Origin of the sequence: Rhizobium rosettiformans (genome assembly GCF_016806065.1) — a bacterium.
Taxonomy (GTDB): Bacteria; Pseudomonadota; Alphaproteobacteria; order Rhizobiales; family Rhizobiaceae; genus Allorhizobium.
Genome location: NZ_CP032405.1, coordinates 1904333 through 1926974, shown reverse-complemented (window position 1 = coordinate 1926974; position 22642 = coordinate 1904333). Strand labels below are relative to the sequence as shown.

Below are 22642 nucleotides of genomic sequence, written 5' to 3'. Positions count from 1 at the left end.
CGTCACCCAAAGCCGGAAAGAGAAAAGGCGGCCGTCAGCCGCCTTTTCCTTTGGTAAACTCTGTAAGCTCACGCGGCCTTAGCGGCTTCACCGTAGGGGTCGAAGCGGCCGTAGAAGGTTTCACCCTTGGCGGCCATGTCCTTGAGCAGCGGCGTCGGGGTGAAGTGCGGGCCGTAGTCCTTGGCGAGGCGTTCGCAAAGCTCCACGAAGGTCTTCACACCCATGCCGTCGATGTAAGACAGCGCGCCACCGGTGTAAGGCGCGAAACCGAAGCCGAGGATCGAGCCGACATCGGCTTCGCGCGGGTCGGTGACGATGCCTTCCTCGACGGTGCGGGCGGCTTCGAGCGCGATTGTCGCGAGGAAGCGTTCCTGCAGCGTCTTGACGTTGACGGCTTCTGGCTTCAGCTGCGGATGGAGATCCTTCAAGCCCGGCCAGATGTGCTTCTTCGCGGGTTTGGCTGGATAGTCGTAGAAGCCCTTGCCGTTCTTGCGGCCGAAGCGCTCTTCTTTCTCGACCATGCGGGAGACGAGCTCCATGTGGCGCGGGTCGATGGCCTTTTCACCAAGATCGGCAACGGTCGCCTTCAGGATCTTGTAGGACAGATCGATCGCGACTTCATCGTTCAGCGCCAGCGGACCGACCGGCATGCCGGCGAACTTCGCGGCATTTTCAATCATGACCGGCGGCACGCCCTCGATGAGCATGTTGTAGCTCTCGGACATGTAGCGCAGGACACAGCGGTTGACGAAGAAGCCGCGGGTGTCGTTGACGACAATCGGGGTCTTCTTGATCGCAGCCACGTAGTCGAGGGCGACGGCCAGTGCCTTGTCGCCGGTTTCCTTGCCGAGGATGACTTCGGTCAGCATCATCTTCTCGACCGGCGAGAAGAAGTGGATGCCGATGAAATCGACCGGGCGCTTCGAGTTCTTGGCCAAGCCCGTAATCGGCAGCGTCGAGGTGTTGGAAGCGAATATTGCGCCTTCCGGCAGGACGGCCTCGACCTTCTCGATGACGGCTTTCTTGACGTCGCGGTCTTCGAAGACGGCTTCGATGACGAGATCGGCGTCGGCGAGCGTGCCGTAGTCGTCAGAGGGCGTGATCAGCGACAGGAGCTTGTCGCCTTCGTCCTTGGTGAGCTTGCCCTTACCGACTGCGCCGGCAACGAGACCTTCGGAATGGGTCTTGCCCTTGCCCGCAGCCTCCATGTCACGGTCGATCAGCACGACATTGATGCCGGCCGCAGCCGTCACGTATGCGATCGAGGCGCCCATGAAACCGGCACCAACGACACCGACCTTCTTGATCTCCGACTTCGGCTGACCGGCGGGGCGGCGGGCGCCCTTGTTCAGCTCCTGCATCGAGACGAAGAGCGAGCGGATCATCGAATAGGCTTCGGTGGTCTGGACGATCTCGGTGAAATAACGCTGTTCGATCCTGAGACCGGTATCGAAGGGCACCTGCAGGCCTTCGTAGACGCTCTTCAGGATCGCAAGCGCTGCCGGGTAGTTGCCGGCGGTTTCGCGGCGCAGGATCGCGGACGCGGCCGGCCAGAGCTGGGCTGCGGCAGGCGTCCAGATGCCACCGCCGGGAACCTTGAAGCCCTTTTCGTCCCAGGGGGCGACAGGCTTCAATCCGTCCTTGATCATCTGCTTGGCGGCATTGATCAGTTCGCCGGGCTCGACGACCTGGTGCACGAGGTTCATCGCCTTGGCGCGGGCGGCCGACAGGGTCTGACCGGTGGTCATCATCTGCAGGGCATCCTGCGTGTTGGCGAGGCGAGCAACGCGCTGCGTGCCACCGGCGCCGGGGAAGATGCCGACCTTGACTTCCGGCAGGCCGATCTTGACCGATTTGGCGTTCGAGGCCACACGGCCATGGCAGGCGAGCGACAGTTCGGTCGCGCCACCCATGCAGGTACCGTTGATGGCGGAAACCCATGGCTTGCCGTTGGTCTCGATCTTGCGCCAGAGCCAGGTCATGCGACCGGCGGCGTCAAAGAGCTTCTGGACGGCGGCGGCCGGGTCCTTGGCCTTTTCCTCTTCGAGCATGGAGAACATGCCCTTGATCATCGTGAGATCGGCCCCACCGGAGAAGGAGGACTTGCCGGAGGTGAAGACCACGCCCTTGATGCCGTCGTCGGCAACGGTCTGGTCAAGGATCTTCTCGATCTCGTCCATCACTTCCACGGTGAAGACGTTCATCGACTTGTCGGGCATGTCCCAGGTGACGAGTGCAATGCCGTCTGCGTCTGTCTCGATGGTAAAGTTCTTGTAGGTCATGTTGGGATTCCTCTTCCCTTGATTTCGCCGATGTCGCCGCCGCTCCGCATTGGGTGCGATCTGGCGGGGTTAAGCCCCTCCCCCTTGTGGAGAGGGGTTGGGGAGGGGATCTTGTGCAAAGGCCCCTCCCGCCTGCCGGCCACCCTCCCCACAAGGGGAGGGTTAAACCCCATCAAACGCGCTCGATGACCGTCGCCGTGCCCATGCCCGCACCGATGCAGAGCGTAACCAGCGCGGTGTTCAGATCGCGGCGTTCCAGCTCGTCGAGAACGGTGCCGAGGATCATCGCGCCGGTGGCACCGAGCGGATGACCCATGGCGATGGCGCCGCCAGCAACATTCATCTTCGAATGGTCGACCTCGAAATGCTGCATGAAGCGCAGGACGACAGCGGCGAAGGCCTCGTTCAGTTCGAACAGGTCGAAGTCGGAGATCTTCATGCCGGTGCGCTTCAGGAGCTTTTCCGTCACGTCGACAGGACCGGTCAGCATGAGGGCCGGGTCGGAGCCGATATTGGTGAAGGCGCGGATGCGGGCGCGCGGCTTCAGGCCCATCGCCTCGCCGCCGGCCTTGGAGCCGACCAGAACGGCAGCAGCACCGTCGACGATACCGGAAGAGTTGCCGGCATGATGGACATAGGTAATGCGCTCGATCTCGGGGTGGGCCTGGATGGCAACGGCTTCGAAGCCGCCCATTTCGCCCGGCATCTGGAAGGAAGCGTTGAGGCTGGCCAGCGACTGCATGTCGGTGCCGGGGCGCATGTGCTCGTCACGATCGAGGATGACGAGGCCATTGCCGTCCTTGACCGGGATCACCGACTTGGCGAAGTTTCCGGCAGCCCAGGAGGCGGCAGCGCGCTTCTGGCTTTCGACAGCATAGGCGTCGACGTCGTCGCGCGTGAAGCCATATTTCGTGGCGATCAGATCTGCGGAAACGCCCTGCGGCATGAAGTAGCCGGGGAAGTTTACCGAGGGGTCCATGTACCAGGCGCCGCCTGACATGCCCATGCCGACGCGGGACATCGATTCCACGCCGCCAGCAATCACGATGTCGTCGGAGCCAGCCTTGACCTTGCCGGCCGCGAGGTTGATCGCGTCGAGACCCGAGGCGCAGAAGCGCGAGATCTGCATGCCGGGGGCTGCGAAATCATAACCGGCTTCGAAGGCGGCGGCCTTCGGGATCACTGCGCCGGCTTCCATGACCGGATCGACACAACCGAAGATGATGTCGTCGACGGTGGACGTGTCGAGGCCGTTGCGGTCACGCAGCGCTTCCAGCGTCTTGGCGGCCAGGCGCGGCGTCGGCACTTCGTGCAGCGATCCGTCCTTCTTGCCGCGCCCGCGGGGCGTGCGCACGTGGTCGTAAATGAAAGCGTCAGTCATCATCTCTCTCCCTTGGGCGCATGGGGGCGCCGGAATTTTACTGTCCTCCCCCTGCCGTTTTCCGGACAAGACGGGGGCTGCATCCTCGGGTCAACCCTCCCCCTTGTGGGGAGGGTCGGAGCGCAGCGACGGGGAGAGGGTGCAGCTTGAAAAGGCCCCTCCCCACCCCTCCCCACAAGGGGGAGGGAGCAGGTCGCGCAATCAAAACGCCTCGGCGGCCATTTCCATCAGGCTGTCGGCACCGGTTTCGATGCGAGCCTTGCGCAGCGCCGTTTCCGGCATGACCTTTTCCATATAGAAACGGCCGGTCAACAGCTTGTTCTTGTAGTAGTCGGCATCGCCAGACCCTGCGGCCAGGTTATCGTTCGCCGCCTTGGCCATTTTGGCCCACATGTAGCCGAGCACGACGAGGCCGAAGAGGTGCATGTAGTCGGTCGAACCGGCACCGGCATTGTCGGGCTTGGCCATGGCGTTCTGCATGAACCACATGGTGGAAGCCTGCAGATCGTTCAGGCCCTTCTTCAGGCTCTTGGTGAAGGAGGCCATCTTCTCGTCATTGCGGTTCTCTTCGCAGAAATCGCCGATTTCCTTGAACAGCGCCATGACGGCACGGCCGCCATTGAGGCCAAGCTTGCGGCCGACGAGGTCGAGCGCCTGGATGCCGTTTGCGCCTTCGTAAATCATCGCGATGCGAGCATCGCGGACATACTGCGACATGCCCCATTCTTCGATATAGCCGTGGCCGCCATAGACCTGCTGGGCCATGACCGCATGGTCGAAGCCCTTGTCGGTCAAGACGCCCTTGAGGATCGGCGTCATCAGGCCAAGCACGTCGTCGGCAAGCTGCTTTTCAGCCGCATCGCCGGAACGGTGCGCGACGTCGGACTTGAGCGCCGTCCACAGGGTGAAGGCGCGGCCGGCTTCGTTGAAGGCCTTGATGGTCAGCAGCGTGCGGCGAATGTCGGGATGCACGATGATCGGATCGGCCTTCTTTTCCGGCGCCTTGGCACCTGACAGAGACCGGCCCTGGATACGCTCGCGGGCATAGTTGGCGGCGTTCTGATAGGCGATTTCGGAGATCGACAGACCCTGCAGACCAACGCCGAGACGGGCCTCATTCATCATGACGAACATGGCCGCGAGACCCTTGTTCTCAGCGCCGATCAGGTAACCCGTCGCCTCGTCATAGTTCATGACGCAGGTCGCGTTGCCGTGGATGCCCATCTTGTGCTCGATGGCGCCGCAGGTGACCGTATTGCGGCCGCCCACCGAACCATCGTCGCCGACCATGAACTTTGGCACGATGAAGAGCGAGATGCCCTTGGTGCCTTCGGGCGCGCCTTCGATACGGGCGAGCACCAGGTGGATGATGTTGTCCGACATGTCGTGTTCGCCGGCCGAGATGAAGATCTTCTGGCCGGAAATCTTATAGGCGCCGTTGCCGTCAGGAACCGCCTTGGTGCGAAGCAGGCCGAGGTCGGTGCCGCAATGGGGCTCGGTCAGGTTCATCGTGCCGGTCCAGATACCCTCGACCATCTTCGGCAGATACTTCTGCTTCTGCTCGTCGGACCCATGCTCCAGGATCGCGGCGATCGCGCCCTGGGTCAGGCCAGGATACATCATCAGCGCCATGTTGGCAGACGACATATACTCGCCGACGGCAGTGTGCAGCGTATAGGGAAGACCCTGACCGCCGAATTCAGCCGGGATCGACAGGCCGAGCCAGCCACCCTGACAGTAGGCGTCGTAGGCTTCCTTGAAACCCTTCGGCGTCTTCACCGAACCGTCGTCCGAGCGAACGCAACCTTCCTGGTCGCCGGAGAGATTGAGGGGGAAAAGCTGCTCTTCCGCAAGCTTGGCGGCCTCACCGATGATCGCTTCGATCATATCGGGGGTGGCATCCTCGAAGCCCGGCAGGTTGTTATACCGCTCCAGGCCAAGCACGTCGTTGAGAATGAAAAGCGTGTCGTTTACGGGGGCCTTGTAGACAGGCATCGGGCATCTTCCTCCAAAGACATGGTTTCCGAGGGGATCGGACTGGGTCTGCTTATACAAATAATTGACGTGCGCGTAAACGTCAAAGTTTTTGGCTGCGGCATTTTTGTGCCGGATGCAGCACCCTCCCCTTCCTTGCGCAGCTTCTAACGAAAGGCGCTTGCGCGGGGCGTGACGGGAGACGACGGACCACCGCATTCACTGATTTTTGGCGAAGCTTAACGGCTTGTTTACCATGTTTCATGAAAGGTTGCGTTCGAAAGCTGGTGATCCATCCGCGATTCCGCCGCGCCTCCCCGCCCCCCTGGGCCACGAGGCAGTCGTCGGGGTCAAATGGGACCACCCGGACGCATTCGGACGCACTTTGCATCCGGCACCATCGAGGCGAGCAGAACCATGAACGGATCGCGATCCCAGACCCAACGGCCCGGCAGCCCATCCTCGCTGGATGCCTTGAGCCGCACGATCGAAGGGCTCGAGGCTCGCATCGAGGGCCTTATCGGCCAGCAGACGGCCCGCAGCCGCGGTGCAGACGAGCCGGTGTCACGCGCGCTTCCCGGTCGTCGCGCGAGCGATCCGCCGCGCAGCGAACGCGATACGCGGCCGGATCCCCTGGCTGAAATTCGCCAACGCCAGCGCGCTCTGGAAGAAAGCCGCAAACACGGCAGCGAAGGCAGCCTTTATAGCCGCAGCGACGATGCGCCGGCGCGTGCGCCCTTGCGTCAACCCGTTCCTCCGCTTGCCGATCCGCAGCCGGCCTATACCACCCGTCCGAGCGCCCCGATGCCGGCGCGCGCAAGCGACGACATTGTGGAAGCCCTGAGCGGCCTTCGCCGCGAGCTCAAGCAGGATATCGGCGAAAGCCTGTCGCGCGAGATCGCCGGCCTTCGCAACGAGATGCGCTCGATCCGCCAGCTCGCCGAAGAAAGCCGCCCCCAAGACGACATGCGCCAGGACATCGCCCGTCTGGCTGAAAGCATCCAGCGGCTCGAGGGCATCAAGGCTCCGGGCACCGACGGTCTGCGTGAAGACTTCGACGACCTGCGGTCGCTGATGGACGGGCTTGCCCGCGAGGATTCCATGCGCCGCATAGAGCGCCGCTGGGAAGATGTTGAAGTCCGTCTCGATGGCCTCGACACCGGCGCGATGCGCGACGAGATCATCCGCATCGCCGACCGCCTCGACGACATCAAGTCGCAGCTCGGCGGCATGGGCGACACGCGCGCGATCCGGGCTTTGGAAGACAAGCTGGTGACCGTCGCGTCTGCGCTCGAACATATCGGCGCACATATCGATCCGAACGAGCGCAAGCTCACCGAGCAGTTCGCCTCGCTCGACATGCGGCTCGACGAAATCACCCGTGCCATCGCGGCCGGCAGCCGCAACACCGGTCCGGGCAATGATCCGGCAACCTTCCATCGGCTGGAAGAGCGGCTCACCGGCCTTGCCCGACAGATCGAGACCATTTCCGAGCGGCGCCCGCCGCAGCCGGATGCCTCGCACGAGATGGCCGAGCGGCTCGAACTCCTGACGGAGCGCATCGAACAGCTCTCCACCGAACAAAGCGCCGTCCGCCTGGAAGAGCGTCTCGAACAACTCGCCTACATGCTGGAAAAGGTACAGCGGCCGGCGCCTGCGCCGGAACTGACCGGCTACCTTGCCGACATCTCGCGCAAGATCGATGCGCTGGATGGTGGAGCTGTCAACGACCGCCTCGCAGACAGGCTGGAACTTCTTTCACAGCGGATCGAGGAGCTGGATACGCCGCAGGCGGTCGCCGTCATTGACGACAGCGCGCTTCGTAACCTGGAAGACCGGCTGAATGCCGTCGTCGATCGCCTGGAGGAAACGAGTTCCTCTGCCCCCATCAGCGAAAGCGCCAGCCTCAAGGGTCTGGAAGACCAGATCGCCCATCTCTCCCAGCTGATCAGCCAGCCGTCGCCGTCCGATCCAGAGGTCTCTGGCCGGATCTCGGCCCTTGAGGATTATGTTGCGACGAGCGACGAATACATCATCGAGGCAGCCCGTCAGGCCGCCGAAACCGTCATGGCCAATTTCGCCCAGCGCTTCCCAGTCGGCAGCCAGGCGGCATCGGCTGACATTTCTGCGCTGTCGGCCCTGTCCGATCACCTGAAGCAGCTCGAAGACTATAGCCGTCATTCGGAAGAGCGGACCCACCGCACCTTCGAGGCCCTGCATGACACGCTCGTGCAGATCGCCGGAAGGCTCGACGAGTTGCACCATATCGGACAGCAGACCGAAGCAGCACCTCTCTTCGCCCAGGCTCCTGTTGCTCCCGCACCGCGCGCACCTGAAGCCGCGGCACCGGTTCCGCAACCGCCGCGCATGATGGCGGAACCCGTCACCGAACCGGCACATCCGATTGATCAGGAACTGCTCGCGGCAGCGGACGATTTCGCCCAGACCATGACCGCACTGCCGGTGATCGATGCCGCGCGTGAAAAGAAGGTTGCGAAGCCCAGCCTGCTCGCCGGTCTCGGCAAGAAGCTGATGCCGGGCAAGAAGGCGCCGAAGGCCCCTGCCGAACCGCGCCAGATGGTCGACCCTTCGCCGTCGATCGATCCGGTCGATGTGCTGCCGCCCGACGACGCGAATGAACTCCTTGAGCCCGGCTCCGGAGCGCCCGATGTACGCAAAATCCTTGAGCGCGTTCGTGCCAGTCAGCAGGCAGCCAAGGGCGCCAGCCCGGCCGGCGCCGACAATGGGGACCGGACGGACTACATCGCCGCCGCCCGGCGCGCCGCCCAGGCGGCCGCGATGGAAATGGATCGCGCCCAGAAGACAGCGCCCTCGGGCAACAAGACCGTGGCCGATGTGAAGGCCAAGGCGAAGTCAGGGGAAACCTCCCTCTTCGCGCGGTATCGCCGCCCCATCATGATGGCCGTGGGCGCCGTGCTCCTCGTTGCCATGGCCATGCCGCTCGTCAATACGCTGACCCGCAGCGATGCGCCCGCTGTTGTCGAAGAGACCGGCCCGAATGAGACGAGCGAGGCCGTCATCGCAGAACCTGCGGTCGAGACCGCTGGTGAAGCTGCTGTCCAGAGCGACACCGGCACGGCGACACCGTCGGCGGCCTCCGCTCAGGCAGAGCCTCCAGCCGAGACTGAGGAAGACCTCGTCGCCGTTCAGGCCGCATCGACGACACCGGCACGTGTTCAGGCGGGTGAGACGGCTCCTGTCAGTGCGCTGATGGCGCCCGCGGCCAGCGCGCCCAGCCAGACACTCGAAGCGCCAACCAGGGTTGCCGATTCCGCGGCCAACGTCGTTGTCGCCCAGGAAATCGCGCCCGCGGCTCCGTCAGCAGAGATCGTCGTTCCCTCGGAAATCACGCCGCCATCGCTTTCGATTGCTGCCAAGAATGGCGATCCGGTCGCGCTCTTCGAAATCGGCGCACGTTATACCGAAGGGCGCGGTGTGAAGAACGACTTTGCCGAAGCGGCCAAGTGGTATCGCCTCGCCGCCGACAAGGGTTTTGCGCCTGCCCAGTATCGTCTGGCCAATTTCCTCGAAAAGGGCACGGGCGTCGCACCCAATATCGGCGAAGCGAAGCGCTACTATGAAATGGCGGCGAATGCCGGCAATGCCAGCGCCATGCACAACCTCGCCGTCATCTATGCCTCCGGCAAGGATGGGGCACAGGACTATGCCAAGGCGGTGGAATGGTTCGGCAAGGCCGCTGATTACGGTATTTCAGACAGCCAGTTCAACCTCGCGATCCTCAGTGCCCGTGGCAACGGGACCTCGGCTGATCTGGTGACGTCCTACAAGTGGTTTGCGATCGCAGCCAAGGGTGGCGATACGGATGCTGCTCAGAAGCGCGACGAAGTGGCCAATGCACTGAAGCCGGAAGAACTCGAACGCGCCCGCGCCGAGGTGGACCTCTGGAAGGCCAAGGAGATGGACCCGGACGCCAATTCGGTCAATACGCCGGACGAATGGGCCGGCAAGGGCCTGAAAACCGCAAGCGTCGACATGAAGAAGGCGATCCGTAACATCCAGGCCATTCTCAACAAGAACGGCTATGACGCAGGAACGCCCGACGGCGTGATGGGTGCCAAGACAGTCTCGGCGATCAAGGCCTTCCAGACATCGATCGGTGAACAGCCGACGGGTCAGGTGACGGATAAGTTGGTGACCGAGCTTCTGGCCCGCAACAAATGATGTGGCTGTCACAAAAGACCGCGAATAAGGGTCTATGACGGGCTCTCGAATTGACTTGGATGGCCTTGAGGCGCAGAAAAGAATTCAAAGGGGAGCAAGTCCGATCAAGGACTTGCGCCTATCCAGCATGAGAGAGAACGAGGGGCTGAATGCCCTGACGTGACCGCGCGCCAACGCGCGGCTTCCCGCATTTGAGGTCCTGACGTGACGATCTATCTGCCGATCGCCGAGTTGTCGGTCAACGTGTTCATCATTCTTGGAATGGGCGCGGCTGTCGGCTTCCTCTCGGGCATGTTCGGCGTTGGCGGTGGCTTCCTGATTACGCCACTCCTGATCTTCTACAACATTCCTCCTGTCGTCGCCGTTGCGACCGGCGCCAACCAGGTCGTCGCTTCCTCCGTATCGGGCGCCATCTCGCATTTCCGGCGTGGCTCGCTGGATATGAAACTCGGAACGGTCCTGTTGATAGGCGGTCTCGTCGGCGCGACGATCGGTGTCTTCATTTTCTCGTGGCTCAGGCGTCTCGGCCAGCTCGATCTAATCATCTCGTTGCTCTACGTGATCTTCCTCGGAACCGTCGGCGGGCTGATGCTGGCGGAGAGCCTGCGGGCGCTTCGCCGGGCCGCCCGCAACGAAGCCGTCCCGCTGAAGCGGCCAGGGCAGCATAATTGGGTGCATCGCCTGCCCTTCAAGATGCGCTTCAAGAAATCGAAAATCTATCTGAGCGTCATCCCAATTCTTGCACTCGGTTTCGGCATCGGCATCCTGACCTCGGTCATGGGCGTCGGCGGCGGCTTCATCATGGTCCCGGCCATGATCTACCTGCTCCGCATCCCGACCAACGTGGTCGTCGGGACCTCGCTCTTCCAGATCATCTTCACCACCGCCTATACGACGATCGTCCAGGCGGCGACGAACTATTCCGTCGACATCGTACTCGCTTTCATCCTGATGGTGGCCGGCGTGATTGGCGCGCAATATGGCGTGCGTGTCGGCCAGAAGCTGCGCGGTGAACAGTTGCGCGCGTTGCTCGGGCTTCTCGTGCTCGCGGTCGGTGTGCGTCTCGCGGTCGAACTGGTCGTGACGCCCGACGACATCTACTCGCTGGCGATCGGAGGCTGAGATGAAGGCAGCTTTTCTCGCTCTCGCCCTGGCTACCCTCACCGCTTGCTCGACCCCGGCGGCGGCCCAGGATCCGCTAACGACGCAGCTTGCGGAACGCGAAGGCCTTGAGATCGGCATCTCGACCAGCGAGATCGCGATCACCTCGGACTTTTCTGGCGCTGATCTCACCGTCTTTGGCGCACTCACAAACACCGACCAACTGCTTCTTGCCATCGGGCAATATGATATCGTTGTGACCCTGGAAGGGCCACGTGACTGGACAACCGTGCGCCGCAAGGAGCGGCTGTTCGGGATCTGGGTCAATCGGACGTCGCTGACCTTCGAGCGAATGCCGATCTCTTATTCCTTGGCAAGCACCCGGCCGGTGGAAGAGATCGCGGAGGACGGGGTTCTGACTTCGCTCGGCATCGGCATCGATCACCTCGCGCTGACGCCCACCGGTTTCATCAGCAATTCCGCGAACCTCCGCGAGTTTCGCGAGGCATTCCGCAGGCTGAAACAGAATGGCGGCCTCTACCAGCGCGACACAGGCGGCGTGCGCTTCGTGTCATCGAGCCTGTTTCAGGCGAGGTTGCGGCTACCCGCCAATATCCCCAATGGCGTTCATACGGTGCATGCCTACCTGTTCAAGTCGGGCGAGTTCATCGGGGAGAGGGAATTGCCGTTGCGCGTCATCAAGACGGGTCTGGAAGAAGCGATAACAGAAGCTGCTCACCAGCAGCCGCTGGCCTATGGCACGTTTGCCGTGCTGCTGGCCTTGATCACGGGCTGGGCAGCGAGTCTGATCTTCCGGAAGGATTGAGGTTCAACCCAGCAGATTGCCATAGCGAACCGAATAGATCCGGTCGCGGCCGAGCAGGTGGGCGATCAGGTCGGTACGGGCGAAGAGGCCAGTGAAAGCTTTGTGGCGCAGATCGAGGCCGCCGGTGGTGACGCCAAAGGACGGCATCACCATGCGCAGGCCATCTGTCGCAAAGCATGGACGGCGGACCGATTTCTCCCGGCGGCGGACTGTGGCCGAAGGATGCAGGTGGCCCGCCACCTCGCCCTTGCCATGGGCGAGCGAAGGCTCGTGGCGGAAGGTGAGGCCTGCGAGCGAAAACTCATCCATCGACACGCCCGGCAAAGCCGTCGTGCCATCAGGATCATGGTTGCCGTTGATCCACACGATCTCACGTCCGGCGACCAGACCATGGATCATCTCGCGAAACACCAGCGGCATCAGGGCCGAACCGACGCGGTCATGGAAATTGTCGCCGAGGCTGATGATCGTCGCCGGCTGATAGCGGTTCACCACGTTCTCGAGCAGACGAAGCGTTGCCAGCGTGTCGTAAGGTGGCAGCAGTTGGCCGCGCCGCGCAAAGGCGGCGCCCTTTTCGAGATGCAGGTCGGAGACCACGAGGGTCCGGTGGTCGGGCAGATACATGGCGCCGGTCAGATCACAGACCGCGGCTACGCCCGAAAGCGCAATCTCGGCCATCGTTTCCAGTGTCTCTGTTGGCGCGAGGCGCCTTGCCGTCATACCCGTCATGTCTTCATTCCGCAGCATCAAGGCTCGTCATAGCCGCTCCGCATGATTCATGCCATGGCTTCGGCGATCAGATCTTCCGCCGCCATGGACAGCACATGCTCCTGGGCTTCGCCCGCTACCGGCTCCTTGCCGATCTCCAGCATGACCGGCACGGCGAGCGGCGAGATCTGCGTCAGGCGCTTGTGCAGGATGTGCCCCTTGATTCGCTCCAGCATATCGGCAAGGCGGGCAATGTCCAAAAGTCCGGCGGCGGCATCCTGTCGCGTTGCCTGCATGAGGATATGATCGGGCTCGTGGCTGCGCAGCACGTCGTAGATCAGGTCCGAGGACACAGTCACTTGGCGCCCGGACTTTTCCTTGCCCGGATGGCGCTGCTCGATCAGGCCGGCGATCACCGCGCAATTGCGGAAGGTGCGCTTCAGCATGAAGCTCTCGTCGAGCCAGGTTTCGAGATCGTCTCCCAGCATGTCCTGGTCGAAGAGTTCTGCGAGGCTGAGTGCTCCCCGCGCGATCAGCGAGCCCATGTCCTCCAAGGCCCAGATCGCGAGCGCATAGTCGGTCGCCACGAAGCCCAGCGGCTTGGCGCGCATGCGCTCCAGCCGACGGGTGAGCAGCATGCCGAGCGTCTGATGCGCCAGCCTTCCCTCGAAGGCATAGATGACCATGTAGAAGCGCTCGCCGCGCGGGAAGGTCTCGATCAGGAGATCACCGCGCTTGGGCAGAACAGACTTCTCCGCCTGCAGCGACAGCCAGTCGCGCACCTGATCCGGCAGACCGGTCCGGCGGGCGGGATCGTCGAGCATGGCACGAACTTGTTCGGCGAGATAGGTCGAGAGCGGGAACTTGCCGCCGGCATAGGCCGGGATTTTCGGATCCATCGAAAAGGCGTTGGAGACGAGGCATTCGTTGTCTCTGATGCCTTCGAAGCGCAGCACCTTGCCCGAGAAGAGGAAGGTATCGCCCTGGGTCAGTTGTTCGAAGAAATATTCCTCGACCTTGCCGAGCGTCATGCCGCCGCGACCGATCGAGCCCAGATGGTTGCGCTTGACCAGCCGGACATTGAGCATCGGCATCTCGACGATGGTGCCGAGGTTGAGGCGATACTGCTGGGCGACCTGCGGATTGGACACGCGCCATAAGCCGTCCTTGCGGCGGCGAATGCGGGCGTAGCGCTCGTAGGTCCGAAGCGCATAGCCGCCGGTCGCGACGAAATCGACGATGCGGGCGAAGGTCTCGCGTGGCAGCGCTGCATAGGGAAGCGCCGTCGTCACCTCGCGGTAGAGCTCCTCCTCATCGAAGGCATCGGCGCAGGCCATGCCGAGCACATGCTGGGCCAGCACGTCGAGTGAACCCTCGCCGACCGGCGGGGTGTCCTGGGCACCGATATAGTTGGCATCGAGTGCCGCCTGACACTCCATCACCTCAAAGCGGTTGGCCGGCACGAGAATGGCGCGGGACGGCTCGTCCATGCGGTGATTGGCGCGACCTATGCGCTGGGCAAGGCGCGATGCGCCCTTGGGCGCACCGACATGGATGACGAGATCGACGTCACCCCAGTCGATGCCGAGGTCGAGGGTCGAGGTCGCGACGACCGCGCGCAGCCGGTTTTCGGCCATGGCGGCCTCCACCTTGCGGCGCTGGGAGACGTCGAGCGAGCCGTGGTGCAGGGCTATCGGCAGGTTGTCGTCATTGACCGTCCAGAGTTCCTGGAAGAGCATTTCCGCTTGGGAGCGCGTGTTGACGAAAAGCAGCGTCGTCTGAAAGTCGTTGAGGACCTTGTAGACCTCGGGGATGGCATAGTGTGCCTTGTGCCCTGACCAGGGAATGCGATCCTCCGTCTGCAGGATGGTGATGTTCGGTCGCGCACCGCCATCGACCGTGATCAGACCGGCCGCCGCCTCGCCCTTATCCGGCTGCGCCACAAGCCAGCGTCGCAGATCCATCGGCTGGGCGACAGTCGCAGAAAGGCCAATGGTCTTGAGACCAGGGGAGAGTTTCCTCAGCCGCGTGAGACCAAGCGACAGCAGATGGCCGCGCTTCGAGGTCACCAGCGAATGCAGTTCGTCGAAGATGACGTAGCGCAGGTCCTTGAAGAAGCGCGCCGCGTCCGAGTGGGAGATGAGCAGCGCCACCTGCTCTGGCGTCGTCAGGAGGATATCCGGCGGATTGGTCTTCTGCCGCTGACGCTTGTGAGCCGGAGTATCGCCGGTGCGGTTCTCGATGGTGATCGGGAGCCCCATCTCGGTGACGGGCTTCATCAGGTTTCGCTCGATATCGACGGCGAGCGCCTTGAGCGGCGAGATGTAGAGCGTGTGGATCCCGGTGAAGGCCTCGCCCGGCTTCTTGCGGCCACGCTCGGTCAGTTCCGTCAGCGACGGCAGAAAGCCAGCAAGCGTCTTGCCCGCACCGGTCGGGGCGATCAGCAGCAGGCTCTCGCCGCCATTCTCGCCGGATCTCGCCCGGGCCAGCAGTTCCAGCTGATGGTCACGCGGCTGCCAGCCCTTTTCGCCGAACCAGCGGAGGAAGGGGGCAGGCAGAAGGGCAAGGGCGGAATCAGCTGTCTTCACTGCCCCAAGGTAGTGGACGAGCGGGGAAAGAGAAGGGCCGAAAAGCGCTCAACGCAGCGCGATATACCGATCCGAGCGGTGGTTGATCGCGAGGAAGAGGTTCAACACCACGGCGCCGATGACCGAATAGAGCACCACGGAGGGGCTGACGACGGCAAAGGCGAGCGCCATGACGCAGAGGTCGAAGGCAAGCTGGACGAGGCCGGCGCGGATGCCGAAGCGGTCCTGGATGTAGACGGCGAGAATGCCCAGGCCGCCAAGGCTGGCCCGGTGACGGTAGAGAGCCAAAAGGCCGAAGCCGAGCAGCAGGCCGCCGAGAATTGCCGCCCAGATCGGGGCGATGCTCTCTATCACCAGGAAGCGGCTCTCGATTTCGACGATGAAGGAAGTGAGCCCTACGGCAACAAAGGTCTTGATGGTAAAATCGAGACCAACGCGACGCAGCGACAGGATGTAAAAGGGCAGATTGAGCAGGAAGAACAACAGACCGAAGCTCCAGCCGCTCCAGTAATGCAGGACGAAGGCGAGGCCGGCCATGCCACCGGTCAGAAGTCCGACCTGGGCGAGGAAGTAAAGGCCGAGTGCGGCGATCAGGCTGCCGGCCAAGATGCCCTGCAGATCTTCCGCCGGCGTGTGGCGTGTCGGGTTCGAATTCCAGATTCCCAGCATGCTCGTCAACGGCGCCATCTTGCTCTCCAGACCTTGACCTCCCAAGTACAAATTGTACCCGAGATCCCCTGGGAAACAAGGAGGATAGGTCAGCAAAACTGACCTATCGCGCAAATCGCAAGAAAGCTGCTCGTCAGGCCTTCCGGTCAGCAAGAAACAGTATGCCGGAGACTGGTTTTCCGCCATCCATGCGAATGGTCGTGTGCAGGAGCTTCACGAGGTCAAAGCCGTTTTCATCGAGACGCTGTCTCACATGCTGCTCGGTATGGGCATAACGCAGGCTCGGCGCCAGGAGAAAACCGTCGCCGTCGCCTGCGTCTTCAATCGAGAAAGCGAAGAGCGAGCCCGGTTTCAGAAGCTGCGCTGCAAGCGCAAAAGCGTTGGCGAGGTCACCCAGATACATCAGCACGTCAGCCGCGGAGACGAGATCGGCACGATTTTCTGCGAGGCCATCATCGAACAGGCCTGACTCCGTCGCCTCGAGCGACAGATCGGCCTTCGCCAGGAAATCGTAGAGTTCCTTTTCCTCCGCCTTGGCGAGCATGTTGGCCGAGAGGTCGAAGCCTTCCAAGCGGCTCACTCTGTCGCGGATCTCGGCGCCGAAAAGTCCCGTGCCGCAGCCAAGGTCGACAGCCAGATCGAAGCGCCTGTCATTATGCTCGACGATCAGCCGGGCGAGCTTGGCCGGAACCGAATAATCCAGCTTCTCGACAAGCGCGGTATCGAAACGATCGGCATAGTCATCGAAAAGCGCCTCGACATAGCGAGACGGTGGCTGGTCTGGAATATCTTCGGCCCCGAGCAGAGCCAGTTTCAACTGCGCGCCGAACAGATCTTCCGGGTCGAGCACGAGCAGTCGGCGGAGTGCCGGGATCGCCTTTTCTGCCTGCTCGGCCTTTTCCGCATAATCCGCAAGACGCAACAGACCGGCCGGCCAGTCCGGCACCAGTTCCAAGGCCTGTTCCATCAATTCGACTGCTGCCTCATGTTCGCCATTCTCAGCGAGCATGCGCGCATAGTCGGCACGGCGGTCGGCGATGACGTCGCCGGACGAGAACTGGGTGGGGTGCATCGAAGAGATCCTTGCGCCTGCCAGCATGGGGTGATCCAGCATGGAGCGGGCGCGCGGTCTTGACCGATCCCCAGAAAAAACTCAAGTCCTATCGCAAGCCGCTGCTTTGCCAGCTTGCAGGGCGGGCCGACCGGGCCCATATCAGCGAACGACAACAGGAGACACGCATGGCTGATGGCCTCAATCGATTTCTCGGCGACACGCCGGGCCGCACGATCGTCAAGCTGATCGTCGTTTCGCTCATCGTTGGCTTTGTGATGTCGATCTTCGGGCTTGATCCGATGGATCTTCTCGAGGGCATCCGGTTCTTCATCATCGACCTCTGGTATACCGGCTTCGACGCACTCGGACGGGTTGGACAGTATCTGCTGATTGGCGCGACGATCGTCATTCCCGCCTTCATCCTGCTCCGCCTCTTTGCATCACGGAGCTGAGGGCGTCATGGCCGAGCCTGTCTTGCACCGCCGCCGGCTGATCCTGATCTCGGCCGGCATGTTGACGGCAGCGATCGCCGGCTGCCGCTCCTCCGACATCCTCAATCCCGACGACGGCCAGTCCCGGGCTGAGACGGCCGCCGCATTGCCGATGGTCAACCGGCTTCGGCAATCGCGTGGCCTCTCCTCCCTCTCCCGCAGTCGTCCCGCGGAAGTGGCGGCCATCGCCCAGGCAAAACGCATGGCACGCGCCGGCGAGATGTCGCATCTGATCGGCTTCAACGACAGTTTCGGCGCCCGCATGAAGGGACATGGCGTACCCTTGCCGGCGGCCGAAAACATCGCGGCGGGCCAGGATAGCGTCGAGCGTGCCGTGCAGGCTTGGATCGACTCCAAGCGGCACCTCGACAACATGACCGGCAGCTTCAACGGGCTCGGCGTCGCCGTCGCCTGGGATTCCGCTTCCAGCAACCGCCCCTACTGGGCCATGGTACTCTCGGCCTGAGTGATTCTGTCGCTCTGGTCCCCACCGGAGCGATCCATGCATAGCCCATCTTCTCCCATCACCCGGACCATCGAGGTCAGCCATCGCAGCGTGCTTGCGATCGCAGTACCGATGACCCTCGGTTTCGTCACTACACCGCTTCTGGGGCTCACCGATACCGCCGTCGTCGGACGCAGCGGCGATGCGGCCCAACTGGCAGGGCTCGCGATTGCTGCAGCTCTCTTCGACCTTCTCTTCGCCTCCTTGAATTTTCTGAGAGCCTCGACGACGGCCCTCGTCGCCCAGGCGCAAGGACGCGGGGAGCCATCTGAACTCTTCGCCGTCTTTTGGCGCTCGATCGTCTTGTCGCTTGGTTTCGGCTTGCTGATCCTTGCCGCCTCTCCGGTCATCGTCGGCTTTGGCCCCGCGCTGATGGGTGCCGATGGGGACGTTCAAGCAGCTGCCGCGACCTATATCGGCATCCGCATTCTGGCGGCTCCCTTGACGCTCAGCAACTTCACCCTGCTCGGCTTCGTGCTCGGGCGCGGGCTCGGCTCTGTCGGGCTTGCGCTGCAGATCCTCTTGAACGGCGTCAACATCGCCATGTCCATCCTGCTTGGTCTGACATTCGGATACGGGATTGCCGGCGTTGCCTGGGGCACTGTCATCGGCGAGTTCGTCGCCATGATCGCCGGCTTCGCCTTCGTCTTCTGGCGCTACGGGCGGGCCGCCGTTCCGCAGGTCTCGATGATCAACGACCGCGCCAAGCTGATGGCGCTGTTCCGGCTCAATCGGGACATCCTGATCCGGACTTTCTCGCTGATCACTGCCTTTACCGTCATGACCCGCATCGGGGCGGGTTTCGGCGCCGTGACGCTCGCGGCCAATGCCGTTCTGATGAACTTCTTCATGATCGCCAGCTTCTATCTCGATGGCATGGCAACGGCGGCAGAGCAGATCACGGGGGAAACGATCGGCGCCAAACAGCGGCGCGCCTTCGAGCGTGCCGTGAAACTGACTGGGGTCTGGTCCTTCGGCCTGGCTCTGGCGAGCCTTGCCTTCTTCCTGGTCTTCGGGTCCGCGATCATCGGCTTCATCACCACGGCCGGCGATGTCCGCAGCGTTGCAGAGACCTATCTGATCTATGCGGCGCTGACCGCGCTGACCGGGGCACTCGCCTTTCACATGGACGGCGTCTTCATCGGTGCGACATGGTCATCCGACATGCGCAACATGATGCTCGTCGCGCTTGCCGGCTATCTTGCGACGGTCGCCGTGCTCGTGCCCCTGTTTTCCAACCACGGACTCTGGATCGCGCTCAATGTGTTTCTCGGTCTACGCGGTCTGCTGCTTCTCGCCAGACTGAAGCCGAAGACCGATCAGACCTTCACCGAAAGCCAGTGATCGAGCCTGGTGTCGCGCAATTCGCTGATATTGGCGACCGTTTCACGATCGAGCAGCGACGACAGGCCCCGGACGATCCGTCCTGGCAGCGCCGGTCCGTCATAGACCATGCAGGAATAGAGCTGCACCAGATCCGCGCCTGCGCGGATTTTCTCCAGCGCGGTTTCGGCCGAGGACACGCCGCCGACCCCGATGATCGGCAGGGCCGGACCAACGCGCTTTCGCATACGGGCGAGAACGGCGGTCGACTTGTCAAACAGAGGTGCGCCAGAGAGGCCGCCGGCTTCCCCTGCCAGAGTCGGGTCCGTCAGGCCATCGCGTGACAGCGTGGTGTTGGAGACGATGAGCCCGTCGAGATCATGGGCGGCGGCGACCTCGGCGATGTCGTCCATGCCTTCTTCCGTCAGGTCCGGGGCGATCTTCAGGAAAACCGGGAGGCGCTTGCCGGCCCGCAGACTTTCTTCCGAACGCGCGGCGAGTACGGCAGACAGGAGCGCATCCAAGCTTTCCTTGGCCTGCAGGTCACGCAGACCCGGGGTGTTGGGCGAGGAGATATTGGCGGTGAAATAGGTGGCCACGGGATAGAAGCGACGAATGCCGGCGACGTAGTCGGCAATCCGGTCCGTGGCATCCTTGTTGGCGCCGATGTTCACACCGACGATCCCTGCGCGGTTGCCACGGGCGATGAGCCGGGCCAGCGCCGCCTCATGCCCCTCGTTGTTGAAGCCGAGGCGGTTGATGACCGCGCGGTCGCGTTCCAGGCGGAAAATGCGCGGCTTCGGATTGCCGGTCTGAGGCTTGGGCGTCAGCGTGCCGACTTCGGCAAAACCGAAACCGAGCGACAGCAGTGCATCCAGCACCTCGGCATTCTTGTCGTAACCGGCCGCCATGCCGAGCGGGTTCGGGAAGCGGATGCCGGCAACCGTCTGGGCAAGACGCGGATCCGCGGCGGACTTGCAGGTCGGGACGAGGCCGGTTTTCAGGGCCGCGATCGACAGACCATGGGCCGTTTCCGCATCGAAGAGAAAAAGGCCGCGACGGCCGAGGGAGAAGAGGTCGAGCATCAGCGGTTCTCCGCATCGATATCAGGGAATACATGCAGTCCGTCACCACCGAGGGCCAAGGGCTTTTCCCAGAGCACGGCGTCGAGCGGCAAGTCGGCGTAAAGATGGGGGAAAAGGTCTCCTCCGCGGGAGGCCTCCCATTTCAGGGCCTCGCCGAAGACAGTTGCATCGACCGCGACGAGCAGCAGATCGGACTGTCCGGCAAAATGCAGACGCGCGGTCTCCACCGCCTGGGCTCCTGTCGAAAAATGGATGTAGCCGTCCTTGAGATCGATGGGCGCGCCTTTGAAAAAGCCCGCGTCGCGTGCCTCCTGCCATAATTCTCGCGGCACGATCTTATATATGGTCTTGTCCAAGGTTCGGTCTCTCCAAGATCATGATGGTCGAGGCGGGTTTGCCGCAAACGCGGCCAAATGTCCACGCCGGGAGATACGGACGACAGGAGGAGAGACAAGATGTCCATCGGCAAGACAGTTCTCACACTGGCGGCGCTCTCGCTCGGCGCTTCCTTCGCCATGGCGCAGGATGTTGCCACCGACCGCTTCACGCTGGAAAAATCGGACAACGGTTTCGTGCGGCTCGATCGGCAGACAGGGGCCGTGACACTCTGCACCGAAGCCGAGGGCACGCTCACTTGCCGGATGGCGGCAGACGAACGGGCCGCTTACGACGCGGATCTCGACCGGCTGGAAAAACGGGTCGAAGCGCTGGAAAAACAGTTAACCGAAGGTATGGCTGCCAAAAGCGGCGAGCTTCCGAGCGACGCGGAGATCGACCGCTCGATCGGCATCATGGAGCGCTTCATGCGGGCTTTCTTCGGGCTGGTGCAGGAATTCCAAGGGGAGGAGCAGGGTAAGCCAGGCGACCCCGTTCCGGACCGAACCTGATCGCAAAACAGGCCTTGTTCACCCATTCGTTGCACGACCATTGTCTAGTGCGCCGTCAGGCGCTAAAAGAATGAAACGCATTCGCGCGCAAAATGACATCGCTCTTGGGAGGGGGCTGTGACATGGCTGCATCGACCTTCATCATCGCAGACGACCATCCGCTGTTCCGGGGCGCCCTGCGCCAGGCCGTGACCGGCATCGACGGCACGCAAACCATCATCGAGGCTGGCGACTTCGAAGCTGCCCGCAAGGCGGCCGCCGAGCATTCGGATGCAGACCTCATGCTGCTCGATCTCGCCATGCCCGGCGTCTCCGGTTTTTCCGGATTGATGGCGCTGCGCGCCGAATTTGCGAGCCTGCCGCTGGTCATCGTCTCCGCCACCGACGATCCGGTCACCATCCGCCGGGCGCTCGAGCTCGGGGCCTCCGGCTTCATCTCAAAGTCGGCGGGGATCGACGATATCCGCTCAGCGATCCAGTCGGTGCTGGAAGGCGATATCGCCACGCCGGCAAGCTATCAGGGCGGGCAGGAAACGGATCCCGACGTGGCCGATCTCATCAACCGGCTGCGCACACTTACGCCGCAGCAAAGCCGTGTGCTCGGCATGCTCGGCGAAGGCCTGCTCAACAAGCAGATTGCCTATGAACTCGGCGTGTCGGAAGCGACGATCAAGGCGCATGTCTCGGCGATCCTGTTGAAGCTCAAGGTGGACAGCCGCACCCAGGCCGTGATCCAGCTTGGCAAGATCAACATGGCCATGGTCGCCTGAGGCAAGCAAGAGGATTTTATTCCTTTTTGCTTTACTATCGGCCTTTGCTGATCTATTGTTTTCGCCATTGCCGGACCGGGGATCCGAAGTGTTCCGGCGCTGAAGAGGCGCGAACATGCTTTCGCATGACAGCATATGGGCCGCGATCGATCGGCTGGCGGAGCAGCATTCGCTGACGCCATCGGGTCTTGCGCGCCGTGCAGGCCTCGACCCCACCTCCTTCAACAAATCCAAGCGTATCGGGGCCGATGGCCGGATGCGCTGGCCCTCGACCGAATCCATCGCCAAGGTGCTGGAAGCGACCGGCGCCAGCCTCGACCAGTTCATGCGTTATGTCTCGCCCGACGCCTTGCGCGGCAGCCCGCTGCCGCAGGGGACATTTCCGCCGCAGGCAAGCTCGATCCCCCTGCTCGGCATGGCACAGGCAGGTGCCGGCGGCTTTTTCGACGATGGCGGCTTTCCGGCCGGTCAGGGCTGGGATCTCGTCGAGTTCCCGGCAGCCCCGGGCCGCAACAATGGGGTCTATGCGCTGGAGGTCCAGGGCGAAAGCATGAAGCCGCTCTACCGGGACGGCGACATCCTGATCGTCGAGCCGGGTGCCCAGGTGCGACGTGGCGACCGCGTCGTGGTGAAGACCCGTGAAGGCGAAGTCATGGCGAAGATCCTGGCACGGCAGAGCGCGAAATCGATCGAGTTGCAATCGCTCAATCCGGACCACCCTCCGCGCATGCTGGACATGGGCGATGTCGAATGGGTAGCGCGCATCATCTGGGCTAGCCAATAGGAAAACGCGCC

18 protein-coding genes are annotated in these 22642 nt (G+C 62.7%); 9 read left to right on the top strand and 9 right to left on the bottom strand.

The genetic code is table 11. From position 1 onward, the window contains the following. Positions 1-68: 68 nt before the first annotated feature. The 3 genes from D4A92_RS09215 to D4A92_RS09205 all read right to left on the bottom strand — a co-directional run bounded on the left by D4A92_RS09215 (position 69) and on the right by D4A92_RS09205 (position 5658). The gene (locus tag D4A92_RS09215; protein WP_203019444.1) at positions 69-2282 is read right to left on the bottom strand and encodes an FAD-dependent oxidoreductase; all 2214 of its coding nucleotides are present in this window, start codon (positions 2280-2282) and stop codon (positions 69-71) included. A 172-nt stretch (positions 2283-2454) separates the two neighbouring features. Further along, on the bottom strand, positions 2455-3663 hold the full coding sequence (locus tag D4A92_RS09210) for an acetyl-CoA C-acetyltransferase (RefSeq protein WP_203019442.1): 1209 nt from the start codon (positions 3661-3663) through the stop codon (positions 2455-2457). A gap of 201 nt (positions 3664-3864) precedes the next feature. After that, a complete protein-coding gene (locus D4A92_RS09205) occupies positions 3865-5658 on the bottom strand; it encodes an acyl-CoA dehydrogenase C-terminal domain-containing protein (protein WP_203019440.1) in 1794 nt (597 codons plus the stop codon). A gap of 396 nt (positions 5659-6054) precedes the next feature. Between D4A92_RS09205 and D4A92_RS09200 the strand changes: the two genes are divergently transcribed. The 3 genes from D4A92_RS09200 (at position 6055) to D4A92_RS09190 (ending at position 11767) form a co-directional block, all read left to right on the top strand. Beyond that, positions 6055-9840: a peptidoglycan-binding protein gene (locus tag D4A92_RS09200; protein ID WP_203019438.1), complete on the top strand. Its 3786-nt coding sequence runs from the start codon at positions 6055-6057 to the stop codon at positions 9838-9840. 204 nt (positions 9841-10044) lie between these two features. Beyond that, positions 10045-10962, top strand: coding sequence for a sulfite exporter TauE/SafE family protein (locus tag D4A92_RS09195; protein ID WP_203019437.1), 918 nt, complete (start codon positions 10045-10047; stop codon positions 10960-10962). Between the two features lies 1 nt (position 10963). After that, the gene (locus D4A92_RS09190; RefSeq protein WP_203019436.1) at positions 10964-11767 is read left to right on the top strand and encodes a TIGR02186 family protein; all 804 of its coding nucleotides are present in this window, start codon (positions 10964-10966) and stop codon (positions 11765-11767) included. A 3-nt stretch (positions 11768-11770) separates the two neighbouring features. Here the strand turns inward: D4A92_RS09190 and pdeM are convergent, their stop codons facing one another. From pdeM to D4A92_RS09170, 4 genes are all read right to left on the bottom strand, one after another. Then, positions 11771-12487 carry a ligase-associated DNA damage response endonuclease PdeM gene (gene pdeM / locus D4A92_RS09185; protein ID WP_203019891.1) on the bottom strand — a complete coding sequence of 239 codons (717 nt, stop codon included), beginning with the start codon at positions 12485-12487 and terminating at the stop codon, positions 11771-11773. 56 nt (positions 12488-12543) lie between these two features. After that, positions 12544-15063 carry a ligase-associated DNA damage response DEXH box helicase gene (locus D4A92_RS09180; RefSeq protein ID WP_203019435.1) on the bottom strand — a complete coding sequence of 840 codons (2520 nt, stop codon included), beginning with the start codon at positions 15061-15063 and terminating at the stop codon, positions 12544-12546. A gap of 48 nt (positions 15064-15111) precedes the next feature. Continuing rightward, positions 15112-15750 carry a YitT family protein gene (locus D4A92_RS09175; protein ID WP_203019434.1) on the bottom strand — a complete coding sequence of 213 codons (639 nt, stop codon included), beginning with the start codon at positions 15748-15750 and terminating at the stop codon, positions 15112-15114. 115 nt (positions 15751-15865) lie between these two features. Beyond that, positions 15866-16804 carry a methyltransferase domain-containing protein gene (locus D4A92_RS09170; protein WP_203019433.1) on the bottom strand — a complete coding sequence of 313 codons (939 nt, stop codon included), beginning with the start codon at positions 16802-16804 and terminating at the stop codon, positions 15866-15868. Between the two features lie 167 nt (positions 16805-16971). Between D4A92_RS09170 and D4A92_RS09165 the strand changes: the two genes are divergently transcribed. From D4A92_RS09165 to D4A92_RS09155, 3 genes are read left to right on the top strand one after another with little or no spacing between them, the layout of a single operon-like run. Then, positions 16972-17238, top strand: a complete 267-nt coding sequence (locus D4A92_RS09165; protein WP_203019432.1) for a DUF6460 domain-containing protein — start codon at positions 16972-16974, stop codon at positions 17236-17238. Positions 17239-17245: 7 nt separating this feature from the next. After that, positions 17246-17743: a CAP domain-containing protein gene (locus D4A92_RS09160; RefSeq protein ID WP_203019431.1), complete on the top strand. Its 498-nt coding sequence runs from the start codon at positions 17246-17248 to the stop codon at positions 17741-17743. 36 nt (positions 17744-17779) lie between these two features. Beyond that, positions 17780-19126: an MATE family efflux transporter gene (locus D4A92_RS09155; RefSeq protein ID WP_203019429.1), complete on the top strand. Its 1347-nt coding sequence runs from the start codon at positions 17780-17782 to the stop codon at positions 19124-19126. Here the strand turns inward: D4A92_RS09155 and D4A92_RS09150 are convergent. Beyond that, positions 19102-20190: a quinone-dependent dihydroorotate dehydrogenase gene (locus D4A92_RS09150; RefSeq protein ID WP_203019427.1), complete on the bottom strand. Its 1089-nt coding sequence runs from the start codon at positions 20188-20190 to the stop codon at positions 19102-19104. The genes D4A92_RS09155 and D4A92_RS09150 overlap by 25 nt on opposite strands. Continuing rightward, positions 20190-20546 (bottom strand): DUF952 domain-containing protein, encoded by a 357-nt coding sequence (locus D4A92_RS09145; protein WP_203019425.1) that lies wholly within the window; start codon positions 20544-20546, stop codon positions 20190-20192. Before D4A92_RS09145 ends, D4A92_RS09150 begins: the two co-directional genes overlap by 1 nt. 99 nt (positions 20547-20645) lie before the next feature. On the opposite strand from D4A92_RS09145, the gene D4A92_RS09140 reads away from it, so the two are divergent. The 3 genes from D4A92_RS09140 (at position 20646) to D4A92_RS09130 (ending at position 22631) form a co-directional block, all read left to right on the top strand. Next, positions 20646-21077, top strand: a complete 432-nt coding sequence (locus tag D4A92_RS09140) for a hypothetical protein (protein WP_203019423.1) — start codon at positions 20646-20648, stop codon at positions 21075-21077. A gap of 122 nt (positions 21078-21199) precedes the next feature. Continuing rightward, positions 21200-21847: a response regulator gene (locus tag D4A92_RS09135; RefSeq protein WP_006727945.1), complete on the top strand. Its 648-nt coding sequence runs from the start codon at positions 21200-21202 to the stop codon at positions 21845-21847. A 115-nt stretch (positions 21848-21962) separates the two neighbouring features. Further along, positions 21963-22631, top strand: coding sequence for a S24 family peptidase (locus tag D4A92_RS09130; protein WP_203019421.1), 669 nt, complete (start codon positions 21963-21965; stop codon positions 22629-22631). The last annotated feature ends 11 nt before the right edge of the window (positions 22632-22642 follow it).

Coding starts and splice junctions, on each gene's coding strand:
- D4A92_RS09150 (WP_203019427.1), bottom strand. CDS start 20,190: ATGCTCGACCTCTTCTCCCTCGGCCGTCGCGGCCTTTTTCTCTTCGAT.
- D4A92_RS09170 (WP_203019433.1), bottom strand. CDS start 16,804: ATGCACCCCACCCAGTTCTCGTCCGGCGACGTCATCGCCGACCGCCGT.
- D4A92_RS09155 (WP_203019429.1), top strand. CDS start 17,780: ATGCATAGCCCATCTTCTCCCATCACCCGGACCATCGAGGTCAGCCAT.
- D4A92_RS09165 (WP_203019432.1), top strand. CDS start 16,972: ATGGCTGATGGCCTCAATCGATTTCTCGGCGACACGCCGGGCCGCACG.
- D4A92_RS09200 (WP_203019438.1), top strand. CDS start 6,055: ATGAACGGATCGCGATCCCAGACCCAACGGCCCGGCAGCCCATCCTCG.
- D4A92_RS09210 (WP_203019442.1), bottom strand. CDS start 3,663: ATGACTGACGCTTTCATTTACGACCACGTGCGCACGCCCCGCGGGCGC.
- D4A92_RS09135 (WP_006727945.1), top strand. CDS start 21,200: ATGGCTGCATCGACCTTCATCATCGCAGACGACCATCCGCTGTTCCGG.
- D4A92_RS09140 (WP_203019423.1), top strand. CDS start 20,646: ATGTCCATCGGCAAGACAGTTCTCACACTGGCGGCGCTCTCGCTCGGC.
- D4A92_RS09175 (WP_203019434.1), bottom strand. CDS start 15,750: ATGGCGCCGTTGACGAGCATGCTGGGAATCTGGAATTCGAACCCGACA.
- D4A92_RS09130 (WP_203019421.1), top strand. CDS start 21,963: ATGCTTTCGCATGACAGCATATGGGCCGCGATCGATCGGCTGGCGGAG.
- D4A92_RS09205 (WP_203019440.1), bottom strand. CDS start 5,658: ATGCCTGTCTACAAGGCCCCCGTAAACGACACGCTTTTCATTCTCAAC.
- pdeM (WP_203019891.1), bottom strand. CDS start 12,487: ATGACGGCAAGGCGCCTCGCGCCAACAGAGACACTGGAAACGATGGCC.
- D4A92_RS09215 (WP_203019444.1), bottom strand. CDS start 2,282: ATGACCTACAAGAACTTTACCATCGAGACAGACGCAGACGGCATTGCA.
- D4A92_RS09190 (WP_203019436.1), top strand. CDS start 10,964: ATGAAGGCAGCTTTTCTCGCTCTCGCCCTGGCTACCCTCACCGCTTGC.
- D4A92_RS09160 (WP_203019431.1), top strand. CDS start 17,246: ATGGCCGAGCCTGTCTTGCACCGCCGCCGGCTGATCCTGATCTCGGCC.